This window comes from Pseudomonas sp. MWU12-2037 (assembly GCF_023242345.1).
In the GTDB taxonomy this organism is placed as follows: Bacteria; Pseudomonadota; Gammaproteobacteria; order Pseudomonadales; family Pseudomonadaceae; genus Aquipseudomonas; species Aquipseudomonas gingeri_D.
The window spans coordinates 28,772-52,385 of record NZ_JALLIZ010000029.1 but is presented as its reverse complement, the minus strand read 5'-3'; the positions used below and the strand labels follow the sequence as shown (position 1 = coordinate 52,385).

At 60.6% G+C, this 23,614-nt stretch carries 26 protein-coding genes, 2 tRNA genes and 1 pseudogene; 15 read left to right on the top strand and 14 right to left on the bottom strand.

Annotation, left to right across the window (positions count from 1 at the left end; genetic code table 11):
• Positions 1 to 18 precede the first annotated feature (18 nt).
• From M5B42_RS30720 to M5B42_RS30705, 4 genes are all read left to right on the top strand, one after another.
• Complete coding sequence (locus M5B42_RS30720) at positions 19 to 300, top strand: DUF2790 domain-containing protein (RefSeq protein ID WP_248747939.1); 282 nt, start codon at positions 19 to 21, stop codon at positions 298 to 300.
• Positions 301 to 584: 284 nt separating this feature from the next.
• Positions 585 to 1,118, top strand: a complete 534-nt coding sequence (locus M5B42_RS30715) for a helix-turn-helix domain-containing protein (RefSeq protein ID WP_103499374.1) — start codon at positions 585 to 587, stop codon at positions 1,116 to 1,118.
• A gap of 7 nt (positions 1,119 to 1,125) precedes the next feature.
• Entirely contained in the window at positions 1,126 to 2,274 is a 1,149-nt protein-coding gene (locus tag M5B42_RS30710; protein WP_248747938.1) for an HlyD family secretion protein, read from the top strand.
• The gene (locus M5B42_RS30705) at positions 2,271 to 3,863 is read left to right on the top strand and encodes a DHA2 family efflux MFS transporter permease subunit (protein ID WP_248747937.1); all 1,593 of its coding nucleotides are present in this window, start codon (positions 2,271 to 2,273) and stop codon (positions 3,861 to 3,863) included. Before M5B42_RS30710 ends, M5B42_RS30705 begins: the two co-directional genes overlap by 4 nt.
• Positions 3,864 to 3,935: 72 nt before the next feature.
• Here the strand turns inward: M5B42_RS30705 and M5B42_RS30700 are convergent, their stop codons facing one another.
• From M5B42_RS30700 to M5B42_RS30685, 4 genes are all read right to left on the bottom strand, one after another.
• Positions 3,936 to 5,774 (bottom strand): amidohydrolase, encoded by a 1,839-nt coding sequence (locus M5B42_RS30700; protein ID WP_248747946.1) that lies wholly within the window; start codon positions 5,772 to 5,774, stop codon positions 3,936 to 3,938.
• A gap of 50 nt (positions 5,775 to 5,824) precedes the next feature.
• Complete coding sequence (locus tag M5B42_RS30695) at positions 5,825 to 6,400, bottom strand: antibiotic biosynthesis monooxygenase (RefSeq protein ID WP_103498327.1); 576 nt, start codon at positions 6,398 to 6,400, stop codon at positions 5,825 to 5,827.
• Positions 6,397 to 6,831, bottom strand: coding sequence for a DoxX family protein (locus M5B42_RS30690; protein ID WP_103498326.1), 435 nt, complete (start codon positions 6,829 to 6,831; stop codon positions 6,397 to 6,399). The genes M5B42_RS30695 and M5B42_RS30690 overlap by 4 nt, the downstream gene beginning before the upstream one ends.
• A gap of 69 nt (positions 6,832 to 6,900) precedes the next feature.
• Positions 6,901 to 7,545: a hydrolase gene (locus M5B42_RS30685; RefSeq protein WP_152737523.1), complete on the bottom strand. Its 645-nt coding sequence runs from the start codon at positions 7,543 to 7,545 to the stop codon at positions 6,901 to 6,903.
• Positions 7,546 to 7,853: 308 nt separating this feature from the next.
• Here M5B42_RS30685 and M5B42_RS30680 point away from each other — a divergent pair, with 308 nt between their 5' ends.
• Positions 7,854 to 9,800 carry a DNA topoisomerase III gene (locus tag M5B42_RS30680; RefSeq protein ID WP_177103399.1) on the top strand — a complete coding sequence of 649 codons (1,947 nt, stop codon included), beginning with the start codon at positions 7,854 to 7,856 and terminating at the stop codon, positions 9,798 to 9,800.
• 74 nt (positions 9,801 to 9,874) lie between these two features.
• Here M5B42_RS30680 and M5B42_RS30675 read toward each other — a convergent pair whose 3' ends face one another.
• Both M5B42_RS30675 and M5B42_RS30670 read right to left on the bottom strand, forming a co-directional pair.
• Positions 9,875 to 10,429 (bottom strand): hypothetical protein, encoded by a 555-nt coding sequence (locus M5B42_RS30675; RefSeq protein WP_248747936.1) that lies wholly within the window; start codon positions 10,427 to 10,429, stop codon positions 9,875 to 9,877.
• A 110-nt stretch (positions 10,430 to 10,539) separates the two neighbouring features.
• A complete protein-coding gene (locus tag M5B42_RS30670; RefSeq protein WP_248747935.1) occupies positions 10,540 to 10,992 on the bottom strand; it encodes an SRPBCC family protein in 453 nt (150 codons plus the stop codon).
• 368 nt (positions 10,993 to 11,360) lie between these two features.
• Between M5B42_RS30670 and M5B42_RS30665 the strand changes: the two genes are divergently transcribed.
• Positions 11,361 to 12,233 (top strand): SPFH domain-containing protein, encoded by an 873-nt coding sequence (locus M5B42_RS30665; RefSeq protein ID WP_103498299.1) that lies wholly within the window; start codon positions 11,361 to 11,363, stop codon positions 12,231 to 12,233.
• Between the two features lie 22 nt (positions 12,234 to 12,255).
• On the opposite strand, the gene M5B42_RS30660 is transcribed toward M5B42_RS30665, so the two are convergent.
• From M5B42_RS30660 to M5B42_RS30650, 3 genes are all read right to left on the bottom strand, one after another.
• On the bottom strand, positions 12,256 to 12,807 hold the full coding sequence (locus M5B42_RS30660; RefSeq protein WP_248747934.1) for an NADPH-dependent FMN reductase: 552 nt from the start codon (positions 12,805 to 12,807) through the stop codon (positions 12,256 to 12,258).
• A gap of 169 nt (positions 12,808 to 12,976) precedes the next feature.
• A tRNA-Val gene (locus tag M5B42_RS30655) sits at positions 12,977 to 13,053 on the bottom strand.
• 161 nt (positions 13,054 to 13,214) lie between these two features.
• A tRNA-Val gene (locus tag M5B42_RS30650) sits at positions 13,215 to 13,291 on the bottom strand.
• Positions 13,292 to 13,477: 186 nt separating this feature from the next.
• Between M5B42_RS30650 and M5B42_RS30645 the strand changes: the two genes are divergently transcribed.
• Positions 13,478 to 14,761 (top strand): FAD-binding oxidoreductase, encoded by a 1,284-nt coding sequence (locus M5B42_RS30645; protein ID WP_177103405.1) that lies wholly within the window; start codon positions 13,478 to 13,480, stop codon positions 14,759 to 14,761.
• A 28-nt stretch (positions 14,762 to 14,789) separates the two neighbouring features.
• Here M5B42_RS30645 and M5B42_RS30640 read toward each other — a convergent pair whose 3' ends face one another.
• Positions 14,790 to 15,479, bottom strand: coding sequence for a peptidase C39 family protein (locus M5B42_RS30640; protein ID WP_248747933.1), 690 nt, complete (start codon positions 15,477 to 15,479; stop codon positions 14,790 to 14,792).
• A gap of 225 nt (positions 15,480 to 15,704) precedes the next feature.
• Between M5B42_RS30640 and M5B42_RS30635 the strand changes: the two genes are divergently transcribed.
• Complete coding sequence (locus M5B42_RS30635; RefSeq protein ID WP_178129763.1) at positions 15,705 to 15,872, top strand: hypothetical protein; 168 nt, start codon at positions 15,705 to 15,707, stop codon at positions 15,870 to 15,872.
• Positions 15,873 to 15,933: 61 nt separating this feature from the next.
• Here the strand turns inward: M5B42_RS30635 and M5B42_RS30630 are convergent, their stop codons facing one another.
• Positions 15,934 to 16,683: a TerC family protein gene (locus M5B42_RS30630; RefSeq protein WP_103498358.1), complete on the bottom strand. Its 750-nt coding sequence runs from the start codon at positions 16,681 to 16,683 to the stop codon at positions 15,934 to 15,936.
• 137 nt (positions 16,684 to 16,820) lie between these two features.
• Between M5B42_RS30630 and nhaR the strand changes: the two genes are divergently transcribed.
• Entirely contained in the window at positions 16,821 to 17,726 is a 906-nt protein-coding gene (gene nhaR / locus M5B42_RS30625; RefSeq protein WP_248747932.1) for a transcriptional activator NhaR, read from the top strand.
• Positions 17,727 to 17,842: 116 nt separating this feature from the next.
• On the opposite strand, the gene M5B42_RS30620 is transcribed toward nhaR, so the two are convergent.
• Complete coding sequence (locus tag M5B42_RS30620) at positions 17,843 to 18,352, bottom strand: DUF1993 domain-containing protein (RefSeq protein ID WP_177103413.1); 510 nt, start codon at positions 18,350 to 18,352, stop codon at positions 17,843 to 17,845.
• Positions 18,353 to 18,482: 130 nt separating this feature from the next.
• On the opposite strand from M5B42_RS30620, the gene M5B42_RS30615 reads away from it, so the two are divergent.
• Positions 18,483 to 19,130 carry a DUF480 domain-containing protein gene (locus M5B42_RS30615; protein ID WP_248747931.1) on the top strand — a complete coding sequence of 216 codons (648 nt, stop codon included), beginning with the start codon at positions 18,483 to 18,485 and terminating at the stop codon, positions 19,128 to 19,130.
• A 19-nt stretch (positions 19,131 to 19,149) separates the two neighbouring features.
• Here the strand turns inward: M5B42_RS30615 and M5B42_RS30610 are convergent, their stop codons facing one another.
• Positions 19,150 to 19,968 carry a shikimate 5-dehydrogenase gene (locus M5B42_RS30610; RefSeq protein ID WP_103498354.1) on the bottom strand — a complete coding sequence of 273 codons (819 nt, stop codon included), beginning with the start codon at positions 19,966 to 19,968 and terminating at the stop codon, positions 19,150 to 19,152.
• Positions 19,969 to 20,225: 257 nt separating this feature from the next.
• Between M5B42_RS30610 and M5B42_RS30605 the strand changes: the two genes are divergently transcribed.
• The 3 genes from M5B42_RS30605 to M5B42_RS30595 all read left to right on the top strand — a co-directional run bounded on the left by M5B42_RS30605 (position 20,226) and on the right by M5B42_RS30595 (position 21,285).
• On the top strand, positions 20,226 to 20,564 hold the full coding sequence (locus M5B42_RS30605; protein WP_103498353.1) for a hypothetical protein: 339 nt from the start codon (positions 20,226 to 20,228) through the stop codon (positions 20,562 to 20,564).
• A gap of 233 nt (positions 20,565 to 20,797) precedes the next feature.
• Complete coding sequence (locus tag M5B42_RS30600; RefSeq protein ID WP_100942792.1) at positions 20,798 to 20,992, top strand: hypothetical protein; 195 nt, start codon at positions 20,798 to 20,800, stop codon at positions 20,990 to 20,992.
• A gap of 110 nt (positions 20,993 to 21,102) precedes the next feature.
• Positions 21,103 to 21,285 carry a hypothetical protein gene (locus M5B42_RS30595; protein ID WP_103498352.1) on the top strand — a complete coding sequence of 61 codons (183 nt, stop codon included), beginning with the start codon at positions 21,103 to 21,105 and terminating at the stop codon, positions 21,283 to 21,285.
• A gap of 86 nt (positions 21,286 to 21,371) precedes the next feature.
• Here M5B42_RS30595 and M5B42_RS30590 read toward each other — a convergent pair whose 3' ends face one another.
• Complete coding sequence (locus M5B42_RS30590; RefSeq protein ID WP_248747930.1) at positions 21,372 to 21,932, bottom strand: hypothetical protein; 561 nt, start codon at positions 21,930 to 21,932, stop codon at positions 21,372 to 21,374.
• Between the two features lie 259 nt (positions 21,933 to 22,191).
• Between M5B42_RS30590 and M5B42_RS30585 the strand changes: the two are divergent.
• A pseudogene (locus M5B42_RS30585) lies at positions 22,192 to 22,409 on the top strand (site-specific integrase); the annotation flags it as partial.
• Positions 22,410 to 22,541: 132 nt separating this feature from the next.
• Positions 22,542 to 23,468, top strand: coding sequence for a D-alanyl-D-alanine endopeptidase (gene pbpG, locus M5B42_RS30580; protein WP_178129762.1), 927 nt, complete (start codon positions 22,542 to 22,544; stop codon positions 23,466 to 23,468).
• Positions 23,469 to 23,614: the final 146 nt, after the last annotated feature.

Sequence of the window (23,614 nt, the reverse complement as noted above, 5' to 3'; positions counted from 1 at the left end):
GTCTTTCCGGAGACCGCCATGAAATACCTTCTGTTTGTCCTGCTGTCGCTGTTCAGCCTGGTTGCCACCGCCCAAGGCGATGCGACCGTCGTCCCTCAAGGCCAGGGTGCAACCTCCAGCACCAACGCCGAGCCCTATGACTATTCCGAAGACCTCGACATGGCCAAGGCCGTGCGCGCCGACAGTGCCGCCGCCTCCGATTGTGGTCCGGTGCAGGGGCACGTGATCTACGTTGATGGCCAGGGCGTGCGCCACGAAATGAACTTTATTCGCCTGGGCAACGCCTGCCAGCACGGGTGATCACCATCCCCTTTTGGGAACCGGCTTGCTGGCGATGACGGCCGGATAGTCGACGCAGGGCTTGCGGGCCTCATCGCCGGCAAGCCGGCTCCCACACGGTTCGGTACTGCTCTCAAGATCCCATGCCCCCGTGTGCCCCCATCCAGCCCGAACCTCCCCTCTGCCCACCTCCCCCCTCGCCTGAAAATACTTGCAAGTAGTGACTTGCAAATTGAAAGTCGCTCACCTATATTTCGATCATAATATTACGCACATAATCATTGCCGCACTCCGAGGCCCCAACCATGAAAAGGACAAGCCTGGCCCACCTGCACTGCCCCGTGGCCCGCAGCCTTGAGCAGGTCGGCCAGTGGTGGAATATCCTGATCCTGCGGGACGCCTTCTACGGTCTCAGCCGTTTCGATCAGTTCCAGGAAAGCCTCGGGATTGCCCCCAGTATCCTGACCCGCCGTCTCAATGACCTGGTCGAAAGCGGCTTGCTCGAACGCCGGGCCTACAACGATGCCCCACCGCGCTTCGACTATCTGCTGACCGCTCGCGGTCGGGATTTCAGACCGGTGCTGCTGACCTTGATGGATTGGGGCAACCAGCACCTCTCACCCGAAGGCCCGACCACTCAACTTGTCGACAGTGCCAGCGGCGAACTCGTCGAACTGGCCCTGATCGACCGTCGCTCCGGGCAGACCATCAGTCGGCGCCACAAGGTCGTCGCCGGCCCGGCTGCCGACGAGCCCATGCGTCGACGCTTTGAAAAACGCCGCCAACTGGCGGCGCTGCAAAACCCTGATATCGCTCCCCCCCTCTCTGCCAACCGGTAACTCCGTCATGACCAACCTGTCCTCGGCCTCTGCCCCTGAACTGGCCGTTCAGAAAAAACCGTTGCTGTTCAAGCGCCTCCTGCTGCTGACGGTGGTCACTGGCGCAGTGGTCTTCGCCGCTTTCTACGGCCTGCACTGGTGGACGGCCGGACGCTTTATCGAAAGCACCGACGACGCCTATATCGGCGCCGACGTGACAGTGATCGGGCCCAAGGTGCCGGGTTATATCGCCGAGCTCAAAGTCACCGACAACCAGTTCGTCCACGCCGGTGACCTGCTGGTGAAGATCGATGACCGCGACTATGTCGCCGCCCTGCAAAAGGCCGAAGGCGCGGTCGCAGCTCAACAGGCGCTGCTGGCCAATCTCGACGCCACCGAGCAGTTGCAGCACGCGGTGATCAGCCAGGCCCGGGCCGGCATTGATGCGGCCAATGCGGAAACCGTGCGTTCGCGCAACGACCACGCCCGCTACGAAAGCCTGGTGGGCCGCTCGGCGGTGTCGGTGGAAAGTGCCCAACGGGTCGATGCCACCTTCAAGACCGCCCAGGCCAATGGCGCCAAGGCGCAAGCCACGCTACTGGCCAATCAACGCCAGGTGGACGTGATCGAGACCCAGAAATTGCAGGCCAAGGCCGCGTTGATGCAAGCGGTCGCCGAACGCGACATGGCCCGCCTGAACCTCTCCTACACCGAATTGCGAGCGCCGGTGGACGGCGTGATCGGCAACCGACGGGCCCGGGTCGGCGCCTTTGCCGCGGCCGGTTCGCAGTTACTTTCCGTGGTGCCGCAACAGGGCCTCTGGGTCGACGCCAACTTCAAGGAAGACCAGTTGACCCATATGCTGCCCGGCCAGGCCGTGACCATCCGCGCCGACGTGCTGCCCGGCAAGGTCTTTCACGGCCACCTGGACAGCCTGGCCCCGGCCACCGGCGCCCAGTTCAGCGTGCTGCCACCGGAAAACGCCACCGGCAACTTCACCAAGATCGTCCAGCGGGTGCCGGTCCGGGTCATGCTTGACCAGGCCGATGGCGTGCTCGGGCAGCTGCGCCCGGGCCTCTCGGTCACCGCCGAAGTCGATACCCTGCACAACGCCAATGGCGTCGCCAGCCGCCCGGCTGACCAACGTGCCACCAGCCAACTGGTCAGCACGCCATGAGCACCCGCGCCCCGGCCAAGCCTTTCGACGCGGCGTCGATGAGCACCTCGGTCAAGGTGTTCGCCTTTGCCACCCTGTGCGTGGGTATGTTTATCGCCCTGCTGGACATCCAGATCGTCTCCGCCTCGTTGCGCGATATCGGCGGCGGACTGTCGGCCGGTACCGATGAAACCGCCTGGGTGCAGACCAGCTACCTGATCGCCGAAATCATCGTGATCCCGCTGTCGGGCTGGCTGTCGCGGGTGTTTTCCACGCGCTGGCTGTTCTGTGCCTCGGCGGTGGGGTTCACCCTGGCCAGCCTGCTTTGCGGAGCGGCCTGGAACATCCAGAGCATGATCGTGTTTCGCGCCTTGCAAGGGTTCCTGGGCGGCTCGATGATCCCCCTGGTGTTTACCTCGGCGTTCATGTTCTTCAGCGGCAAGCAGCGCGTTATCGCCGCCTCGACCATCGGTGCCATCGCCTCCCTGGCGCCGACCCTCGGCCCGGTGGTCGGCGGCTGGATCACCGATATTTCCTCCTGGCACTGGCTGTTCTACATCAACCTGGTGCCCGGTGTGTTCGTCGCCGTGGTGGTGCCGATGCTGGTGCGGATCGACGAGCCGGACCTGCGCCTGATCAAGGGTGCCGACTACCTGAGCATGCTGCTGATGGCGGTGTTTCTCGGCTGCCTGGAATACACCCTGGAGGAAGGCCCGCGCTGGAACTGGTTCAGCGATAGCACTATCCTGGCCACCGCATGGATTTCCGGCCTCGCCGGGCTGGCCTTTGTCAGCCGCAGCCTGATGGTGGCCAATCCGGTGGTCGACCTGCGCGCGCTCAAGGAGCGCAATTTCGCCCTGGGTTGCTTCTTTTCCTTCGTCACCGGTATCGGGCTGTTCGCAACCATTTACCTGACGCCACTGTTTCTCGGCCGAGTGCGTGGCTATAGCGCCCTGGACATCGGCCTGGCGGTGTTCTCCACTGGTCTATTCCAACTGGCGGCAATTCCGCTGTACGCGTTTTTTGCCAACCGGGTCGACCTGCGCTGGCTGATGATGGTGGGGTTGGGGCTGTTTGCCGTGTCGATGTGGGACTTCTCACCGCTGACCCATGATTGGGGTGGCAAGGAGCTGATGTTGCCCCAGGCACTGCGGGGCATGGCCCAGCAATTCGCCGTGCCGCCCACCGTGACCCTGACCCTCGGCGCCCTGGCACCGGCACGTCTGAAACAGGCTTCGGGCCTGTTCAACCTGATGCGTAACCTCGGCGGCGCCATTGGTATCGCGGCTTGCGCGACGATTCTCAATGATCGGACCAACCTGCATTTCAACCGGTTGGCCGAGCACCTGAACAGCACCAACGAAGCGTTGAACCAGTGGATGGCCACGGTCGGCAGCAACTTCGCGGCCCTCGGCCAGAGCGGCAGCGAAGGCACCACCGCCAGCCTGCAGCAACTCTGGCAACTGGCCTATCGTGAGGCGCAGACCCAGAGTTATGCCGATACCTTCCTGGTGATCATGGTCTGTTTCATCATCGCCACGGCCCTGGTTCCACTGATGCATAAAGTGAAACCACCGCCTGCTGCGGCAGCCTCACCGGACGCACATTAAGGGCACGACACACTTCTGCGGGAGACGCCAAGCCAACTCCCACAGAAGCGTGCGCACATTGATACTCGTGACTCAGAAAGCAAAACACGAACAACCAAAGGCCCCCCAGAACCCCTGGAAGTCACTGATCGGCACACTCGACATCCGCGCCCGCTCGTGACCATGGGCATGCACCACGCATGGACCGCTGCACTGGTGCACCTGGGCCTGCAAGGGCGAGTTCGGCCGCCAGTGTCCCGGCACCTTGACCACCGGCGACCAGTCGGGGGTCACCGGCAGCGTCGGCGGCGCGAGTTTGTCGAAATCACCCGCCGCGTGCACCACCTTGCCGTCGACCACCGTCAACACCGATTCGATCCACTTGATGGCTTCGGCGTCGACGCTGAAATAGTCCGCCGACAAGGCCACCAGGTCCGCCAGTTGCCCGACCTTGATCTGGCCTTTCTTGCCCTGCTCCGAGGAAAACCAGGCACTGCCATGGGTGTACAGCTCCAGCGCGGTTTCCCGTGGCAGCCCCTCGGGATAGAGCTCGAGCCCGCCGACGGTACGCCCACTGACCATCCAGTACAGCGAAGTCCAGGGGTTGTAGCTCGACACCCGCGTGGCATCGGTGCCCGCGCCCACCGGCACGCCTTCGGCCAGCATGCGCTTGATCGGCGGCGTGGCCTCGGCGGCCTTGGCGCCGTAACGCTCGACGAAGTATTCACCCTGGAAGGCCATGCGGTCCTGAATGGCGATGCCGCCGCCCAACGCCCGTACCCGTTCGATGTTTTTTGGCGTGATGGTTTCGCAGTGATCGAAAAACCACGGCAGGCCATTGAACGGAATATCCCGATTGACCTTCTCGAAGACATCCAGCATCCGCGAAATGGATTCGTCATAGGTGGCGTGCAGGCGGAACGGCCAGCGCTGTTCCACCAGATGGCGAACCACCGGCTCCAGCTCCTGTTCCATGGTCTGCGGCAAGTCCGGGCGCGGCTCGAGGAAGTCTTCGAAATCCGCCGCCGAGAACACCAGCATCTCCCCTGCGCCGTTGTGCCGCAGGAAGTCGTCGCCCTGGCCGTAGGTCACCTTGCCGGTCCAGTTCTTGAAATCCGCCAGCTCTTCCTTGGGCTTCTGGGTAAACAGGTTGTAGGCAATCCGTACGGTCAGTTGTTGTTTGGCCGCCAGTTCGTTGATGACTTCATAGTCGTCCGGATAGTTCTGGAAACCGCCGCCGGCATCGATGGCGCTGGTGACACCCAGGCGGTTGAGTTCACGCATGAACTGGCGGGTCGAGTTGACCTGATACTCCAGCGGCAGTTTCGGCCCCTTGGCCAGGGTCGAGTAGAGAATCATCGCGTTGGGCCGGGCAATCAGCATGCCGGTCGGCTCGCCCTTGGCATCGCGGACAATCTCGCCACCCGGCGGGTTCGGCGTGTCGCGGTTGTAGCCGACCACCCGCAGTGCCGCCCGGTTGAGCAAGGCGCGGTCATACAGGTGCAGGACAAACACCGGAGTGTCCGGCGCCGCCTTGTTCAGTTCTTCCAGGGTCGGCATGCGCTTTTCGGCGAACTGGAATTCGTTCCAGCCGCCTACCACCCGCACCCATTGCGGCGCAGGGGTACGCTCGGCCTGTTCCTTGAGCAGGCGCAACGCATCCACCAACGAGGGCACGCCTTCCCAGCGCAGTTCCAGGTTGTAGTTCAGGCCGCCACGGATCAGGTGCAGATGCGAGTCATTGAGGCCGGGGATGACGGTGCGGCCCTTGAGGTCGATTACCTGGGTGGTGCTACCGCGCAAGGCCATGGCCTCGCCGTCGTTGCCCACGGCGATAAAGCGACCGTCCTTGATGGCTACCGCCGTGGCCTTGGGTTGGGCGCGGTCGACGGTGTGCAAGCGGCCGTTGTGCAGAATCAGGTCAGCGATCACATTGCTCATATCAGTTCTCCTTGCTTGACGGAATGTAACGGTCAGCGAAATCAGTGGTTGGCCGGTTGCAGCCAGCGGCTGAACAGGCGGGTCACACGGGGCATGAACACATAGACCACCAGCAACACGATGCTCAAGGTGATCAGCACATTGGCTTGCACATAGCCGCCCAACCAGGGCAGCAGCGTGAACAGCGGGCGCCACAACATCGGTACGACAAAACTCAGCGGCAGGATCACCAGGAAGGTCACGCAGGCCTGCTTCCAACGCGGCACCGGACTGGGCGAACCGACTTCGGCCGGGGTGAACCAGAATTCGCGGTCGGCGTTGATTTCGGTCTGGTCGCCGTCGGCCAGCATGGGCTGGGCCTCTTCTACCAACTCACGACGGTCATTGGAGTCCAACCAGTGTTGCAGTTGTTCGGTAGAGGCAAAACGCAGCACGCTGGTAAACAACGTTTGCCCGTGGCTATGCCCACGCACCACATCGACACCGAGGTGCCCCGGATAACTGCGCGCCATGGTGACGATGCGCCGCAGCCAGGTTTCATAGGCCTGGTCCTGGCCTTTCTTGATCCGATGACGGACCAACAGGGTCACCACGCCATCCAGCAATTCGATATTCATGGATGAAGACTCCCCGGGCGGGTGAACGCGCTGAAACGCCGCTCCAGAGCGATGCTCCCGGAACCACCGATCAGCAAGGCGACGAAGACGATCAGCAGCAACCAGGCGAATTGCCCTTCGGCCAGGCTCCACTCCGGGTGTACCCACACCAGTGAAACCAGCAGCAGGAACAGCACCGGCAGCGTAGCCAGGCGGGTCAACAGGCCAAGGATAATCAGCAACGGGCACAGCACTTCGGCGAAAATCGCCAGGCTCAGGGTCAGGTGCGCCCCCAGGCCGAAAGGGTCTTCGATCAATGTCAGTTGATGTTGGAAATCCAGCAGCTTGGGCAAGCCATGGACCCGTAACAACAAGGCTGAACCGGCCAGGCGTAACCAGAGCAGCGCCCAGTCAGCCGAAGTGCGAGAGGACAACAAGGGGCGAGTGACCATGTCAGGTATCCCTGTGAAGGCTTGAGGCGATGAGGTGTCGGGCGCGACCCACGCGCCCGACTCACGTCACTACTTGGCTTGGCGTTGCGGCGCGTTGTGCACCATGGTGTAGGCGTAGTCCACGCCCATGCCGTAGGCGCCGCTGTGCTCGCGCACCAGATCCATCACCGCGTCGTAGGTTTCCTTGTGCGCCCAGTCACGCTGGAACTCCAGCAGTACCTGCTGCCAGGTCACCGGGACGGCACCGGCCTGAATCATCCGCTGCACGGACATGTCGTGGGCTTCCTGGGTGGTGCCGCCGGACGCGTCGGTGACGATGTACACCTCGTAACCTTCGGCCAGGGCTTCCAGGGCCGGGAAGTTCAGGCACACCTCGGTCCACAGTGCAGCCATGATCAGCTTCTTGCGACCGGTGGCCTTCACTGCCTCGACGAATTTCTTGTCTTCCCAGGAGTTCATCGAGGTGCGCTCGATGGGCTGCTGGTCCGGGTGCACCGCCAGCAGTTCCGGCCAGATGTAGCCGCTGAAGCTCTTGGTTTCCACCGAGGTGAAGATCGTCGGCACATTGAAGATCTTCGCCGCCTTGGCCAGGCCCACGGTGTTGTTCTTCAGGGTCTGGCGATCGATCGATTGCACGCCGAAGGACATCTGCGGCTGGTGGTCGATCAGGATCAGGGTGGAGTTGGTTGGGTTCAGCAGTTCACGAATAGACATGGCGCGTTCCTTTTGATGTCGAGTAGTGGTGCGTTCGGTTTGTCAGGCGGGCCTGGCGCCCTCCGCTGGGAGGTCCGTGCTGCCTGGCTTGGATGTCACTTTAGGCGCCTGAGCAAATCGAGACAATTACCCTAAACCGGGAATCATTGATTCTATAAAAGGGACAATTGAGTCTTGCCTACTATCTGCGCGCATGAACTATAGTTGATGAAATTAAGCTGTATGTTTATACAGATAATGATTGCCTGATCGCCCGACACTGAGCATGCTGTCCGACTTCAAGACCCCGCGCTGAAATGAGAGTGGTTATGCGCTTGTTCCTCTGTGAGAAGCCCTCCCAGGCCAAAGACATTGCTGCGGTGCTCGGTGCCACGCGGCGTGGCGACGGCTGCTGGGTGGGGCCGAATGCCACCGTCACCTGGTGCATCGGCCACCTGCTGGAAACCGCCCCGCCGGATGCCTACGACGCCCGCTACAAGCGCTGGGTGCTGGCCGACCTGCCGATCGTTCCGGAAAAATGGAAGATGCAGGTCAAGCCCAAGACCGCCAGCCAGTACAAGGCGGTCAAGCGCCTGCTGGGCGAGGCCGGGGAGTTGGTGATTGCCACCGACGCCGACCGCGAAGGGGAAATGATCGCCCGTGAACTGGTGGAACATTGTCGCTATCGCGGGCCGATCCAGCGGCTCTGGCTGTCGGCACTGGACGATGCCTCGATCCGCAAGGCGCTGGCGGCGCTCAAGCCCGGCGTCGAGACCTTTTCGCTCTATCACTCGGCCCTGGGACGCTCGCGGGCCGACTGGCTGATCGGCATGAACATGAGCCGCCTGTTCACCCTGCTCGGCCGCCAGTCCGGTTATCAGGGCGTGTTGCCGGTCGGACGGGTACAGACACCGACCCTGCGCCTGGTGGTGGACCGTGACCGTAGCATCGCCGACTTCGTGCCGGTGGCTTACTGGGCGATCGACGTGCACCTGCTGCACGACGGCCAGCCCTTTATCGCCCAGTGGCGCGCGCCGTCGGATGCCTGTGACGATCAGGACCGCTGCCTCAACCAGGCCCTCGCCCAACAGGCCGCGAGCGACATGGGCGCGGCGTCCAGCGCCCGGGTGGTGAAGCTCAAGACCGAGCGGATTCGCGAGGCTGCCCCCCTGCCCTTTGATCTGGGCACCTTGCAGGAAGTCTGCTCGAAAAGGCTCGGGCTGGGCGCCCAGGAGACACTGGATATTGCCCAGTCACTGTACGAAACCCACAAGGTCATCACCTACCCGCGCAGTGATTGCGGCTTTCTGCCCCTGAGCCAGCACGGCGACGCCGGTCGGGTATTGGCGGCACTGGAACGGGCTGATCCAAGCCTGGACAAACTGGCGCCGTATCTCGATCCGACACGCCGTTCGCGAGCCTGGAACGATGCCAAGGTCACCGCCCACCACGGTATTATCCCGACGGGCACCGGCGCCAGCCTCGAACGTTTGCAGGGCAAGCCGCGCGCCGTCTACAGCCTGATTCGCGCCCGTTACCTGGCGCAATTCCTGCCCAATCACGAATACGACCGGACCCAGGCCGATTTCGATTGTGCGGCGCAGGCATTGCGGGCCGTAGGCAAACAGATCGTTGAGCCGGGCTGGAAACGTGCCCTGCCTGAAGCGCTGGCGCCGGCCAAGGGCCGCGAAGCCCCCGAGCCGCAGGCCTTGCCGGCGTTGCGCGAAGGCACCGAATGCACGGTGAGCCGGGTCGACCTCAAGGATCTCTGGACCCAGCCCCCCAAACCTTTCACCGAAGGCGACCTGATCAAGGCGATGAAAAACGTCGCCAAGTATGTGGAGGACCCACGCCTCAAACAGAAACTCAAGGACACCACCGGCATCGGCACCGAAGCCACACGCGCCGGCATCATCCAGGGTTTGCTCGATCGAAGTTATCTGGTCAAGCATGGCAAAAGCCTGTCAGCCACCCCGGCGGCCTTCAGCCTGATCGATGCGGTACCGCGGGCGATTGCCGACCCGGGCACCACGGCGATCTGGGAGCAGGCATTGGACATGGTGCAAAGCGGCGAGATGAGCCTGGAAGAGTTTGTCGCCAAGCAGGCGGCCTGGATGAGCAAGCAGGTAGGACGTTGTGTCGAGTTGAAGCTGCAGATCACCATGCCGGCCGGAATGACGGGACAAGGCGCGGCGCCCTGGAAGAAGAAGCGCAAGGCAGCGGGAGCCAAGACAGGCAGGACCCGGCGTACGCCGAAGTCGGCGGCCAACTCCTGACTGATCGAACGTTCCCACGCCGGAGCGTGGGAACGATCACATCAGGGCTTATGCGAGCGCCATGGCTGCTGTCGTCACTTCACCTTTCTGCTCAGGTCATCGACGTTGCGTTTCAGACTGTCCAGATCACGCTGCTGATCACTGACATCGCGCTTGAGGCCGGACAACTCACTGGAACTCGAACTGGAGCTTGAGCCTGAACTGCGCTTGAGATCGTCCACCTGGCTGGTCAACTTTTCGATAGCGCGATCCTGATCGCTGACACTGCGTTTGAGGCCGGAAAGATCGCTGCTGTTCGAACTGGAATTGGAGCCGGAACCACTGTTGCGCTTGAGTTCTTCGATGACACGTGCCTGATCGTTGATGATCTTCTTCAGGCTCTCCAGTTCGTCGGCATTGCGCTTCTGCAGGTTCTCCATCTTCTGCAAGTCATCCACCGTGAAATCGGTATTGCGCAGCGAGTGCCCGGAACCCGAACCACCATGGGTCGCGGCGAGATGATCAAAACCCGAAGCACTGAGATTATCGACCTCCACCGCGGCCTGGGCCGGAAGCGCCAAGCCACCCAGCAGCAGGACCAGCAAGCCAGTGGCGGGAATCGTGAACGAGGGCTTGAAACGAGCGAGCATCACTGAGCGTCCTTGTGAAGTGCCGAGATGGCACATAGCTATGACTCACTTTTCCAAAACTGGTTCCGCTCCCGATGTTCTGGCTTCAGGCTGTCCGAAAACCACGGCAATCATGGGATGTCCAGCAACTGCCGCATGTTCCGATGGCGTGCATCAAAGATGCGATTCATGTACGCATCGACAAACAGCCACTCCAGCGCCGCACCACCGATAGCCCGATAGGTAACCCGGTCGGTATAGAGCGTCCCGCCCTCGGCGGCCTCGACCCGGTGCTCATGGCGAAACGCACTGAGCGGCCCCCTGACCATCTCATCGATAAAGTGCTGATTGTCTCTGACCTCACGAATACGCACGGTCCAGTTGGCCGGGATAAAACCGAACATCCAGTGCCGGAAACGGAACTCGCGCCCCTGCTCGATCCGCAGGTCGGCGATGTCGACCTTGCCCAGCGGCGTGACACGCTCCGGAAAAATCTTCGGGAAGTTGGCCCCCTCAAGGCAAAAGTCGAACACTTCGGCGCAACTGCGCCCTTTGATCAACGTGGTCTTTTCCAATACAGGCATATGGCGCGCGCTCTTCAAATGGGTTTGGCAACAGGCCAGGAAACGCCGACGCCAGATTGATCATTCGACACTAGATCAATATGGCCTTCCAGCATCATTGAAAAGATAACGACCGACAGGGCACGATATTCAGTAGACCTGAACCGTCAGGGATCTCTGACGCCCAGGCCTGAGAGTCGCTTCTCAGAATGGAACTGGCCAGGTCGCTATCATATCGGGTCGCCGGTGTCGGCGGCTCGAAAGGCGCCCGGAACCGTTGCGGCGACAAGGCAAGCTCAACACTATTGACCATGTTGGCGGGGCGCGCTTCCTGAACACCCAGGCAGCGTATCCAGGGAGTGCTTTCCCGCACATCAAAGGAACGAAATATGACCCGTAATATGATCGGCAGCGCGGTTGGCGGTGCGGCTGCATTGATCCTGCTCATTGTGTTTTTCGGCAGCTGGTACACCGTGGATGAAACCGAGCGCGGCGTGCTTCTGAGAAACGGCGCGCTCGTCGGTGTGGTGGACCCCGGGTTGTCGTTCAAGACACCCTTCATTGAAACGGTCAAGCTGATCAGTACCCAGAGCCAGGTCTCGGCCTATGAAAATCTCCAGGCCTACAGCAAGGACCAGCAATCGGCGCAACTCAAGGTCTCGGTGTCGTGGCACGTCGCCCCTTCCGATGTCGCCAAGGTGTACACCCAGTTCAAGGATATCGAGGGCATTCGCGACCGACTGATCAGCCGCCAGGTACCGACCCAGGTCGAGAACGTCTTCGGCCAGTTCAACGCCGTGGCCGCCGTGCAGAACCGTGTCCAACTGGTCAATGATATTTCCGCCGCGATCAAGACGGCGATCACCGGGCCGGTGATGATCGACAGCGTGCAGGTCGAGAACATCGACTTCAGCGATGCCTATGAGAAAGCCATCGAGGCACGTATGGCCGCCGAGGTGCAGGTCAAGACCCGCGAACAGCAACTGGCCACCGAACAGGTCCAGGCACAGATCCGCGTGACCCAGGCACAAGCCGAGGCCGACGCACAGCTGGCGCAGGCCAAGGCCGATGCCCAGGCCACCGAACTGCGCGGCCGAGCCGAGGCGGAAGCGATCAAGGCCCGCGCCCAGGCATTGGCGAGCAACCAGAACCTGGTGGAGTTGACCAAGGCGGAACGCTGGAATGGTGTACTGCCGACAACGGTATTGCCGAGCGGCTCCCTGCCCTTTATCGATGTCCGGCAGGAGCGCAAATCCGACTGATTGCGAGCCCGTCGAGCGGCGGCTACGAGATCGGGTTTTCCTTATCGATCCAGCCCTTGAATGCATCGAGGGCTGAAACGATTTGCTGGCCAATCAGCGGATCCGCCGCAATGCTCGCCTCATCCATTTCTTTGGCCAGCAGGTTCACAGTGATCGATGCCGGTTCGACGATATTGGCTGACATCGTTTCCAGCACCAGCCTGAGCGCCGCCTGGGCATGACTCGCCCGCGGCGATGCATTGAACAGCGCCACCGGCTTGCCGGGAAATTCGTGGCTGGCGACGAGCCAATCCAGCGCGTTCTTGAACGAGCCTGGAATGCCACGCGCATATTCGGGGCAAGAGATCAGAATGCCATCTGCCCGACCGATCAGCTCCCGCAGCGCCAAAACGATTGCCGGAGGATTGTCGGCCAGGTCCGGGTCGAAATGCGGCAACTGCCCCACCTCCAGATAATGCTGGATCGACACCCCCTGCGGACTGAGCCTCTCGGCGGCGCGAAGTAACGAGGAGTTTGAAGAGGCCGCCCGAAGGCTCCCGGAGACTGCCAGTAGCCGAACCCTTGATACCTCCACCTACACCCCCAAAAAACCAGCGTTTAAGGCCCAATGTTTAGGGAAGACAGAAAACGGTCAACCCAATAACGGATTCGATACGTCGGGCACTATTGCCAAACGCAAGACGCAAAAAAGGGCCAACCTTTCGATTGACCCTTTCAGACCGCCCAGCAGAGCGGATTTTATTTGGTAGGCGCGATTGGACTCGAACCAACGACCCCCACCATGTCAAGGTGGTGCTCTAACCAACTGAGCTACGTGCCTGCTGTGAGGCGGCATTCTACGGATTTCCGAAAGGCTGTCAACCCCTTTTCTTTCCGCTAAGCCTATGAATATGCGTATTTTTTAGTGAACACCTGGAAAACGAAAAAAGGGCCAACCTCTCGGTTGACCCTTTCTGACCGCCCAGCAGAGCGGATTTTGTTTGGTAGGCGCGATTGGACTCGAACCAACGACCCCCACCATGTCAAGGTGGTGCTCTAACCAACTGAGCTACGTGCCTGCTGTGGGGCGACATTTTGCGGATTTTCTCAAAGCTGTCAACCCCTTTATTTCGCTAACCCCTTGAATATGCATATTTTTTACTGATTCCCGGCGAAATCGGCTTTTTTCCCGGGTGGCTGGCGGGGGTATTTCATCTGAGGTAGGATCAGGCCACTCGTAAAAAATATAAAACAGAGGTTGCAGGATGGCGAACACCCCCTACCCCCAGTCCTATTACGCCGCTTCGGCGAATCCGGTTCCTCAACGCCCTGCCTTGCAGGATGACGTCGAGACCGATGTGTGCGTGATCGGCGCCGGTTATACCGGGCTGTCCAGCGCACTCTTTCTGCTGGAGAACGGTTTCCGGGTCACAGTGCTGGAGGCCGCCAAAGTCGGTTTCGGCGCGTCGGGCCGTAACGGCGGGCAGATCGTCAACAGCTACAGCCGCGATATCGACGTCATCGAACGCACCGTTGGCCCCAAACAGGCGCAATTGCTCGGGCAGATGGCCTTCGAAGGCGGCCGGATCATTCGCGAGCGGGTGGCCAGGTACAACATCCAGTGCGACCTGAAGGACGGGGGTGTGTTCGCCGCCATTACCAAAAAGCAGATGGGCCATCTCGAATCCCAGAAGAAGCTCTGGGAACGCTATGGCCATACCCAGCTCGAACTGCTGGACGAGCGACGCATTCGTGAAGTGGTCGGTTGCGACCAATACCTGGGCGGCATGCTCGACATGAGCGGCGGTCATATCCATCCGCTGAACCTGGCATTGGGCGAAGCGGCAGCGGTCGAGTCGCTGGGCGGGACCATCTACGAGCAGTCGCCGGCAGTGCGCATCGAACGCGGTGCCAATCCAGTAGTGCATACGCCACAGGGCAAGGTCAGGGCCAAGTTCATCATCGTTGCCGGCAACGCCTACCTGGGCAATCTGGTGCCGGAACTGTCCGCCAAGTCGATGCCCTGTGGCACCCAGGTGATCACCACCGAGCCGCTGAGCGATGCGTTGGCAAAGTCGTTGCTGCCCCAGGACTACTGCGTCGAGGACTGCAACTACCTGCTGGACTATTACCGTCTTTCCGGTGACAAGCGCCTGATCTTCGGCGGCGGCGTGGTCTATGGCGCACGGGACCCGGCCAATATCGAGGCGATCATCCGGCCGAAGATGCTCAAGGCCTTCCCGCAACTCAAGGATGTGAAGATCGACTACGCCTGGACCGGCAACTTCCTGCTGACGCTGTCGCGCCTGCCGCAGGTCGGTCGCCTGGGGGACAATATCTATTACTCCCAGGGCTGCAGCGGTCATGGCGTGACCTACACCCACCTGGCGGGCAAGGTGCTGGCCGAAGCCCTGCGCGGCCAGGCCGAGCGCTTCGACGCTTTTGCCGACCTGCCGCACTACCCCTTCCCCGGCGGCCAGTTGCTGCGCACGCCGTTTACCGCCCTGGGAGCCTGGTATTACACGTTGCGGGACAAGCTGGGGGTCTGACCCCCGCAGCCTGATGCAAATATTGTCGTCAGTGCCCGGCCAAGGCCTTGGTGGCCTGGGCCGCCGCCTGTTCCTGACCGGCCTGGGCCAGGTCGTTGGCGGCTTTCAACCAGCGCTGCCGATCAACCCGGGCCGGCAATTGCGTCGGCGCCTGGATCAGCACCGCCCAACTGCCGGCACCCTTCCAGGCCGATGCAAAGGCACTGAACTTCATCGGCAGCCGGGGGCTCATGCCCGCGCGCAACAGCACGGTCTGTTTGGTCCGGTTGTAACCGACCAGCACCCCATAACGCGGGGTCGACCACACCCGCCCCTCGTTGAACCGGACCAGCACCGGATACCCGGCGGCGACCTGGGCCAGCAACGCCGACAACTCAGGGTCCAGCGGATAGACCACCATGCCGTACTCACGGGCCAGGACCTGCATGTTGCGCTCAAGGCCGTCCTCGGCTCCCGGCAATTTCAGCGGTTTCTCCAGCAACCCCGGCGTCACGCTGACACTCTGCTGCGACAGCATGGTGGCCAGGGCCATGGTGCCGCCTTGATAGGCCTCGCCACGGAAGAACGGCACGGCATTGAGCTCAACCCGCTCCGGCAGACTCCGGACCTCTGGCGAAACACCACCGCCGGCACAACCGCCCAACCCCAGCAACAATGCCCCCACCAGCCACAAGCGCCGCCCCGGTACCGTTCGAAAATTTGTTGATCCCTTGAACATCTTCACTCTCTTGGTCAATCGCCAGGCCGTTCAACACCTGACAGGCCCGCTGATCATAGGTCGCACGCCGATGTGGGTATAGCCTTTCGTTGCGATTTGCCAGACGCGATAGAGCGAAATGACTGACCCAACACGACCTTTGGTCAATGGACTGAAACACAGCAACGTCTAGACTGATCCTGGAAAGACGAAGTGAGTGAGCCCGAACGGGCGAAGGAGGCACTGATGAGCCTTGTAGCGATAATTGCACTGTTGGTGCTCGGCTGGGTCACCGTCGCAGCGGCCATGTTGTGGGGAGTCCTGAGAATCTCCCGCCGTCACCACCACCCTGCCCTGCCGGCACAGCCCAAAACCGCCGAACAGTCCCAGGCCCGTACTGTCACTGTGCACTGACGGGCTTTTAACGAAAAAGGCCGCCTGAATCCAGGCGGCCTTTTTATTGACGCAACAGCTATCAGCCTTCTGCTACCTGACGCTTGTGCCGGGCACGTCGGGCCAGCATGTTCAAACCTTCGATCACCGCGGAGAAGGTCATGGCCGCGTAGACATAGCCCTTGGGTACATGGGCGCCGAAGCCTTCGGCGATCAGCGTCATGCCGATCATGATCAGGAAGCCCAGGGCCAGCATCACCACCGTTGGGTTGTCGTTGATAAACTTCGCCAACGGCTCGGACGCCAGCAGCATCACCAGCACCGCCACTACCACCGCGATCACCATGATCGGCAGATGCTCGGTCATGCCCACTGCGGTGATGATGCTGTCGATGGAAAAGACCATGTCGAGCATCAGGATCTGACCGATCGCCGCCGCGAAACCCAGGGATATACCGGCGCTGCTGTCTTCGGTCTCCTTGGCCTCGGGGTCCATGCTGTGGTGAATCTCGGTGGTGGCCTTCCACACCAGGAACAGGCCACCGGCAATCAGGATCATGTCCTTCCAGGAGAACGCCTGGCCGAACACCTCGATCACCGGCGCGGTGAGCTTGACGATGTAGGCGATGGTGCCCAGCAAGGCCAGGCGCAGGATCAGGGCCATGCCGATACCGATACGCCGGGCCTTGGTGCGAAACTGCGCCGGCAGCTTGTTGGTCAGGATCGAGATGAAGATCAGGTTGTCGATGCCCAGCACGATTTCCATGACGATCAGCGTCGCCAGGGCAATCCAGGCGGTGGGGCTGACGGCGAGTTGCAACAGGTATTCCATGGTTCAGTCCTGATTCGGGGGTAAGGCGGCCACGTCCTGGCCCACCAATAGCGCAGCATTCTAAGGAAATGAACACTTCAGGAAAATTCGTATTTTTAAGCGCTATACTTCGGTTTTAACGAACTGAATAGAGCCTGATGCTCAATTATCGCCAGCTGCACTATTTCTGGGTCGTGGCCAGGACCGGCAGTATCGTCAGGGCCTGCGAGCAGTTGAACCTGACGCCACAAACCATCAGCGGCCAGATCAGCCTGCTGGAACAGACCTTTGGCGTGGAGTTGTTCCGCAAGGCCGGACGACAGTTGGAACTGACTGAAGCCGGGCGCCGTACCCTGCCCTATGCCGAGCAGATGTTCCAATTGGGCAACGAACTGGAAGCCATGTTGCGCACCCAGCCGAACGAGCAGCAGCGACTGCTGCGGGTCGGGGTCGCGGATGTGGTGCCCAAATCCATCGTCTATCGCCTGATCGCGCCGACCATGGAGCTGGATGAGCCGATCCGTATCACCTGCCGCGAAGACAAACTCGAACGCCTGCTCGCCGACCTGGCGATCCAGCGCCTGGACCTGGTGATTTCCGACAGCCCCATGCCTAGTCATCTGGACATCAAGGGCTATAGCCAGAAGCTGGGGGAATGCGGGATCAGCTTTTTTGCCACATCGGCACTGGCAGCGCGCCATGCCGAGGATTTTCCACGTTGCCTGCATGGCGCACCGCTGCTGATTCCCGGACAGGAAAGCGTGGTGCGCAGCCGGCTCTTGCGCTGGTTCGCCGAACAACACCTGCATCCGAGGATCGTCGGCGAGTTCGACGACAGTGCCCTGATGCAAGCATTCGGCCAATCCGGCAGCGGGATTTTCATTGCCCCGAGCGTGATCGCCGAGGAGGTATGCCGGCAGTACGGCGTCAAGCTGATCGGCCAGACCGATGCGGTAAGCGAGTCGTTCTATGCGATCTCGGTGGAGCGCAAGGTCAAGCACCCTGGCATTGTTGCCATTACCGAGGGTGCTCGACGCGAGCTGTTTACCACGCAGGAAGACTAAGCGCTGACCGTGCGGGATTTCGCGCCCAACAGAAAGTTTGCGGCAAGCGGGCAAGCCCGCTCACCACAAGGTCTCACCGGCCAATCAGATTTGAATCGGTATCGAGCCTTACGAAATCAGAACGCGCCCATGTAGTCACGCTTGCCGATTTCCACGCCGTTGTGGCGCAGGATCGCGTAGGCAGTGGTCACGTGGAAGAAGAACTGTGGCAGGCCGTAAGTCAGCAGGTAGGCCTGGCCAGTGAAGCGCTTCTCTTTCGGTGTGCCCGGACGGGTCACGATCTCGATGCCTTCCTGACCATCGATCTGGTCCGGGGTGATGGTGTCCAGGTGAGCCAGCACCTTGCTGATCAATGCCTGCAATTCGGCAAAGGTGGTTTCGCTGTCCGGGTAGGACGGCACGTCGATCTCGGCCAGACGCGAAGAAACGCCCTTGGCGAAATCGACCGCGATCTGCACCTGACGGTTCAGCGCGAACATATCAGGGGCCAGACGGGCTTGTACGAAAACGCTCGGATCGATGTTCTTTGCCACCGCATGGGCTTCGGCCTTGTTCAGAACGTCGCTCAAGGCATTGAGCATTTGCTTGAAGACCGGAATGGAAGCTGCGTACAGGGAAATGGTCATGAGGATCTCGCAGTGAAAATGGCAGGAGTGAAGCTGGGCGATTATAGCCAGGGTGAAGCGTATAGCGGCTTGTCTTTTTACGGCTGAAGGCCCTACGCTTACGACCTTTCAACGCACAGGGAAAAGCACTATGGGCAGCGAGCAAGAGACTTCCGTCGACCAGCCACAATTGAACAGCACGGAAATTCGCATCCTGGGCTCCTTGATTGAAAAACAGGCCACCAGCCCGGAAACCTACCCCCTGACCCTCAATGCCCTGGTGCTGGCCTGCAACCAGAAAACCAGCCGCGAACCGGTGACAAACCTCAACCAGGGCCAGGTCGGCCAGAGCCTGCGCGCCCTTGAAGGCCGTGGCTTTACGCGCCTGGTGATGGGCAGCCGTGCCGACCGCTGGGAGCATCGGGTCGAAAAGGCGCTGGAACTGGTGCCGGCCCAGGTGGTGTTGATCGGCCTGCTGTTTCTGCGTGGCCCGCAGACGGTCAACGAACTCCTGACCCGCAGCGGCCGGATGCATGATTTCGAAGACAGCGAGCAGGTCGTGCATCAATTGGAGCGCCTGATTGCCCGTGGCCTGGCCCTGCTGATTCCAAAACAGGCCGGGCAGCGGGAAGACCGCTACACCCACGCCCTGGGCGGCCCGGCGGATATCGAAGCCATCCTCGCGGCCCGCCAGCAAGGACCCGAGCGCAGTGCGGCCGGCGCGGTGTCCGTGGAGCGTATCGAAGAGCTGGAGGCCCGGATCGCGGCGCTTGAAGAACGTCTGGCGCGATTGGAATAACCACCGCCAGACGCTTCATTCAACTGCGCGCAAAGGCCACCGCCTTCTGGAACTGCTCTTCGCTGGGCCGCACACCGGTGTACAGCACGAACTGTTCCAGCGCCTGGATGGCAATCACTTCAAGCCCGGTGATCACCCGCTTGCCCAGGGCCCTGCCGCGTAGAATCAACGGGGTTTCCGAGGGCACCGCGACCACATCGAACAGCGTGTCGGCCGCCTCCACCGCCGCGGCCTCGAAGGCCAGCTGATCCGCTTCCGGGCCGCCGCTCATGCCAATCGGCGTGACATTGACCAACATCTGCGGGCGTAACGCCCCCAACTCCGCCTGCCATTCATAACCGCAACTCTGCGCCAGCGCCCTGCCCGCTGCTTCATTGCGGGCCATAATTACGCCATTACGGTAACCGCCATCCCGCAAGGCCGACGCCACGGCCTTGGCCATGCCGCCGCTGCCGCGTAGCGCGAAGCTGATGTCCTTGGGCACCGCATGGGTCTCAAGCAACTGCGCAATGGCGATGTAATCGGTGTTATAGGCCTTCAGATGGCCAGCAGTGTTGACGATGGTATTGATGGACTGAATCGCCGCGGCGGACGCGTCCAGTTCATCCACCAAGGCGATGCACGCCTCCTTGAACGGCATCGACACCCCACAGCCCCGAATACCCAGGGCCCGAATCCCACCGACCGCGCCGGTCAGGTCCTGGCTGCTGAACGCCTTGTAGTAAAAGTTCAGGTCTAGTTGCTCATAAAGATGATTGTGGAAACGCAAACCGAAATTCCCGGGGCGCCCCGACAACGACATGCACAACTGGGTGTCTTTGTTGGGGTTCATCTGCATGTTTCATCTCCTGAAGGGGTGTTTTCGGATAAATGGGATAGGCATTTACCCAGCTTTCGTCGATCATAGCGACCAGTTGAAGGCTCTGGCACCTGGCCTCGGATAGCTGTCAAAGAAGCCGCGCCAAGAACCTTACACAAAATTTACTCAACGGCTGTGCATTTTTTCAGAAAGTCGTTGTCATAGAAGTATCCCCACGACAGTCCTTGAGTCTATTGCAGACAACAAGCGCTGGGGTTGGAACCCGAGGAATAATCATGATTCGTACAATCCCCAAGATAGCCTTGCTCGTTGGTGCACTCGCTGTCGCAGGCCAGGCCTCTGCCCATGGTGGCAACTGGGTCGGCCCTGCCTTGTTGGGTGGCGTGATCGGCGGAGCCATCGTCGGTTCGGTGATGTCAGAGAGCCGCCCGGCTTATGTTCAGCAGCCCGTGTATGTGCAACCGGCCCCGGTCTATGTACAGCAGCCGCCTCCGGTCTATGTCCAACAACCGGTCTATGTCCAGCCGGCCCCGGTCTACGTCCAGGGTGGCTACTATGGCCGTCCGGTGTACTACGGTCATCCGCATTACTACGGCGGTGGCCCACGCTGGTAATCGACAGGCAGAACATCCAGGCCCTGCTCGCAAGAGCGGGGCTTTTTTTTGCGATATCCAAGCGTCGATGTCTGAATTGCGCCAGCAAAGGTCGCAGGCAAGACAACCGCCCAGCGGCAATAAAAGGCATGATATGACCTGTCGTCGCCCAGGACGGGCCTTAATACGACTGTCATATTTATGCCATGCCCGATCAGCAAGATCAGGCTGAATGATAAGAACAAGGACGAACCATGCCTACGCAGAACCCACATCGTACCGCTGGCCTCTGCACATCCAGCAAGGTCTACAGCGCCCTCACCGAGCTCAAGCAGCTCGAAGGCCACCGCACGGCCAAATTCCTCTCCTTGCTGGCCGAGAATCTGGTCCGCAAAGGGCTGCTGAATGAGCAGGAAGTGCTGAAGATGCTCGACCAGGTCGTCGACTGACGCAGTCTATTGCCGCCTGTCGATCTCGTCGATGTCCACTATCGAGCGCGATGATTTTCCTCCGATCGGGCCGGGCCTTAAGGTAGCTCCATAGATTGATGGAGGTCTTCATGGCCAAGATACAAATCATGTCCGTGATCGGCAGTGCCGTTCCCGCCTCGCTCAGAGAGCTGGGTCTGCTCGCCTGCTGGTACCTGGTTCGAGACGGTGTACCGATCAGTGGACCTTTCACTTCTTTGATGGCCGCCAAGACTTCGTCGCAAAGTATGAACCTCTCGGCATTGAACGCCTGACCAGCCCAAGATTCCCGAAAACGTGCGTTGCTCCGCACACCCCTTTGCCCGCATTCGTTGCGGGCTTTTTTATGGGCGTGTACTGATCAGCCGCGCTCGGCCAAGGCGGCATTGACCTGGGAACGATGGATGAGCTTCTGCAGGCGCTTCTCCAGTTCGATCATCACCACACGGTCGCTGCGACCACTTTCCAACTCATCGATCAGCGCCTGGGTCACCTGGCGCAGTTCATGGCTGATGACAATCCGGTCGTCGTTCAGATCATGCTTGTGGGACTCGAACAGGCGGTGCAGGAAATCATCGAGGGTGCGCTGGCAACGATGCCGGTCCGTGGCCCGCAAGTGCGCCAGATTGGCGCTGATACGACCCAGCAGATCCAGCAGCTCAATGCCAAAGTAGTGCAGCCGCCGCGCATACCCGACATCGCGCTCACGGCGTTGTTTGCGCTGCTCCTGGAATTCCTGCTTGCGCTGGATTGCGGGCACACTGATAGCCACCATCAGGCCGACCACCAGGCCCACGGCCTGGATCCAGCCATACCAATCCGCCGATTTCGGAAAGAAAGCAAAGCCCAGCAACAGAACTGCCACCATCCCTGCCCAGACCACCATGGGCAGGTAATCCCTGCTGATCAAACCCTTCGGCATTGCCGGACTCCTGAGTCATTGGATCGCGTCGATTACGTCGCAAGCGCCGATGCTAATCGGTCCGCGAGGCCCGTACCACCACGTATCAGGCTGGGTACACAATTAAATAGCCATCACTTATCCGGCGTCCTGGCAAACATAGCAAAGAAGCGCGACAACGACCGCCGACGCGTCCGCAAGTCGTTTCCATTCGTGTTCCAACCGGCAGGAAACTCAGCGCGTCACCACCCCGACCAGCCCGTTCGAAAAGGCACCGAAAAGCCTGAAAATAAGAGGGCGCAATCCATACAACTGCCGCCATACGTACGCTACTATGTGTCTTATGGCCAGCATGCATCCAGCCTTCATCGCCGGCCAGTTAGGACACAGCGTTCAGGTCCTCCTGCCGACCCATGCATGCTGGCTTAGCTCACCACGGATTGGACCGAGATCAGGAAGCTCGAAGAGAGAATGGGTACAACATTGGTACAAGAGTAAATTTTGTGTCAGTTAAGCCCAATATCTACAGAGGTGTGGCAACTTTCTGAACTATATTCATAAAATGTAACGTTTTTTTGAGAACGACCCGTTACCTACGGTTTACCCATTATTTTTTGCGAGTCCATCCGCGTGAACATTCGTCATTCCATCTTCGGCCTGGTTTTTGTCCTGGCAGGCGCCGCCATCACCCCTAACGTAGAAGCCCGCGAGACCGTCTCCGCCCCCCGTGATACCCATCATCTGCAAGTCGCTTCCGGCAGCGCCCTGGTCGTCGATCTGCAAACCAACAAGACCCTGTACTCCAGCAACCCGGACGTGATCGTGCCGATCGCCTCGGTGACCAAGCTGATGACCGCCATGGTGGTGCTGGACGCCAAGCTGCCGATGGACCAGTACATCTCGGTGAACATCGCCGATACCCCGGAAATGAAAGGCGTGTTCTCCCGGGTCAAGCTCAACAGCGAGCTGCCGCGCAAGGAAATGATGCTGATCGCCCTGATGTCTTCGGAAAACCGTGCGGCGGCCAGTCTCGCCCACCACTACCCGGGCGGCTACGCGGCCTTTATCGCGGCGATGAATGCCAAGGCCCGGTCCCTGGGCATGATCAATACCCACTATGTGGAACCCACTGGCCTGTCGGTCCATAACGTCTCCACCGCCCGCGACCTCAGCAAGTTGCTGATGGCCGCACGTCACTATCCGATGTTGAGCGAACTGAGCACCACCAAGGAAAAGACCGTGGCGTTCCGCAAGCCCAACTACACCCTGGGCTTTCACAACACCGACCATCTGGTCAATAAAGATAACTGGGACATCAAGATCACCAAGACCGGCTTCACCAACCAGGCCGGTCACTGCCTGGTACTGGTCACCAACATGGGCGGTCGCCCGGTGGCGTTGGTGATTCTCGATGCGTTCGGCAAGTACACCCATTTCGCCGATGCCAGCCGGATCCGCAACTGGATCGAAACCGGCAAGAGCGGTGGCGTACCGGATGTGGCCCTGCGCTACAAGTCCGAGAAGAACCTCAAGAGCCGCGACCAAGCGTCAAAGTGAGTCCTGATACCGTGGCCCGATTCTTCGGGCCACGTGCTGTCGTGCTCGGGTGCCTGTTCCTGCGCGCCTATCACCTGGCTGAACTGGGCCCGTCAGTCTGCCTCGCCGGCAGTGATGTGACTTCGACGGCCCTGCTCGATCAGCCA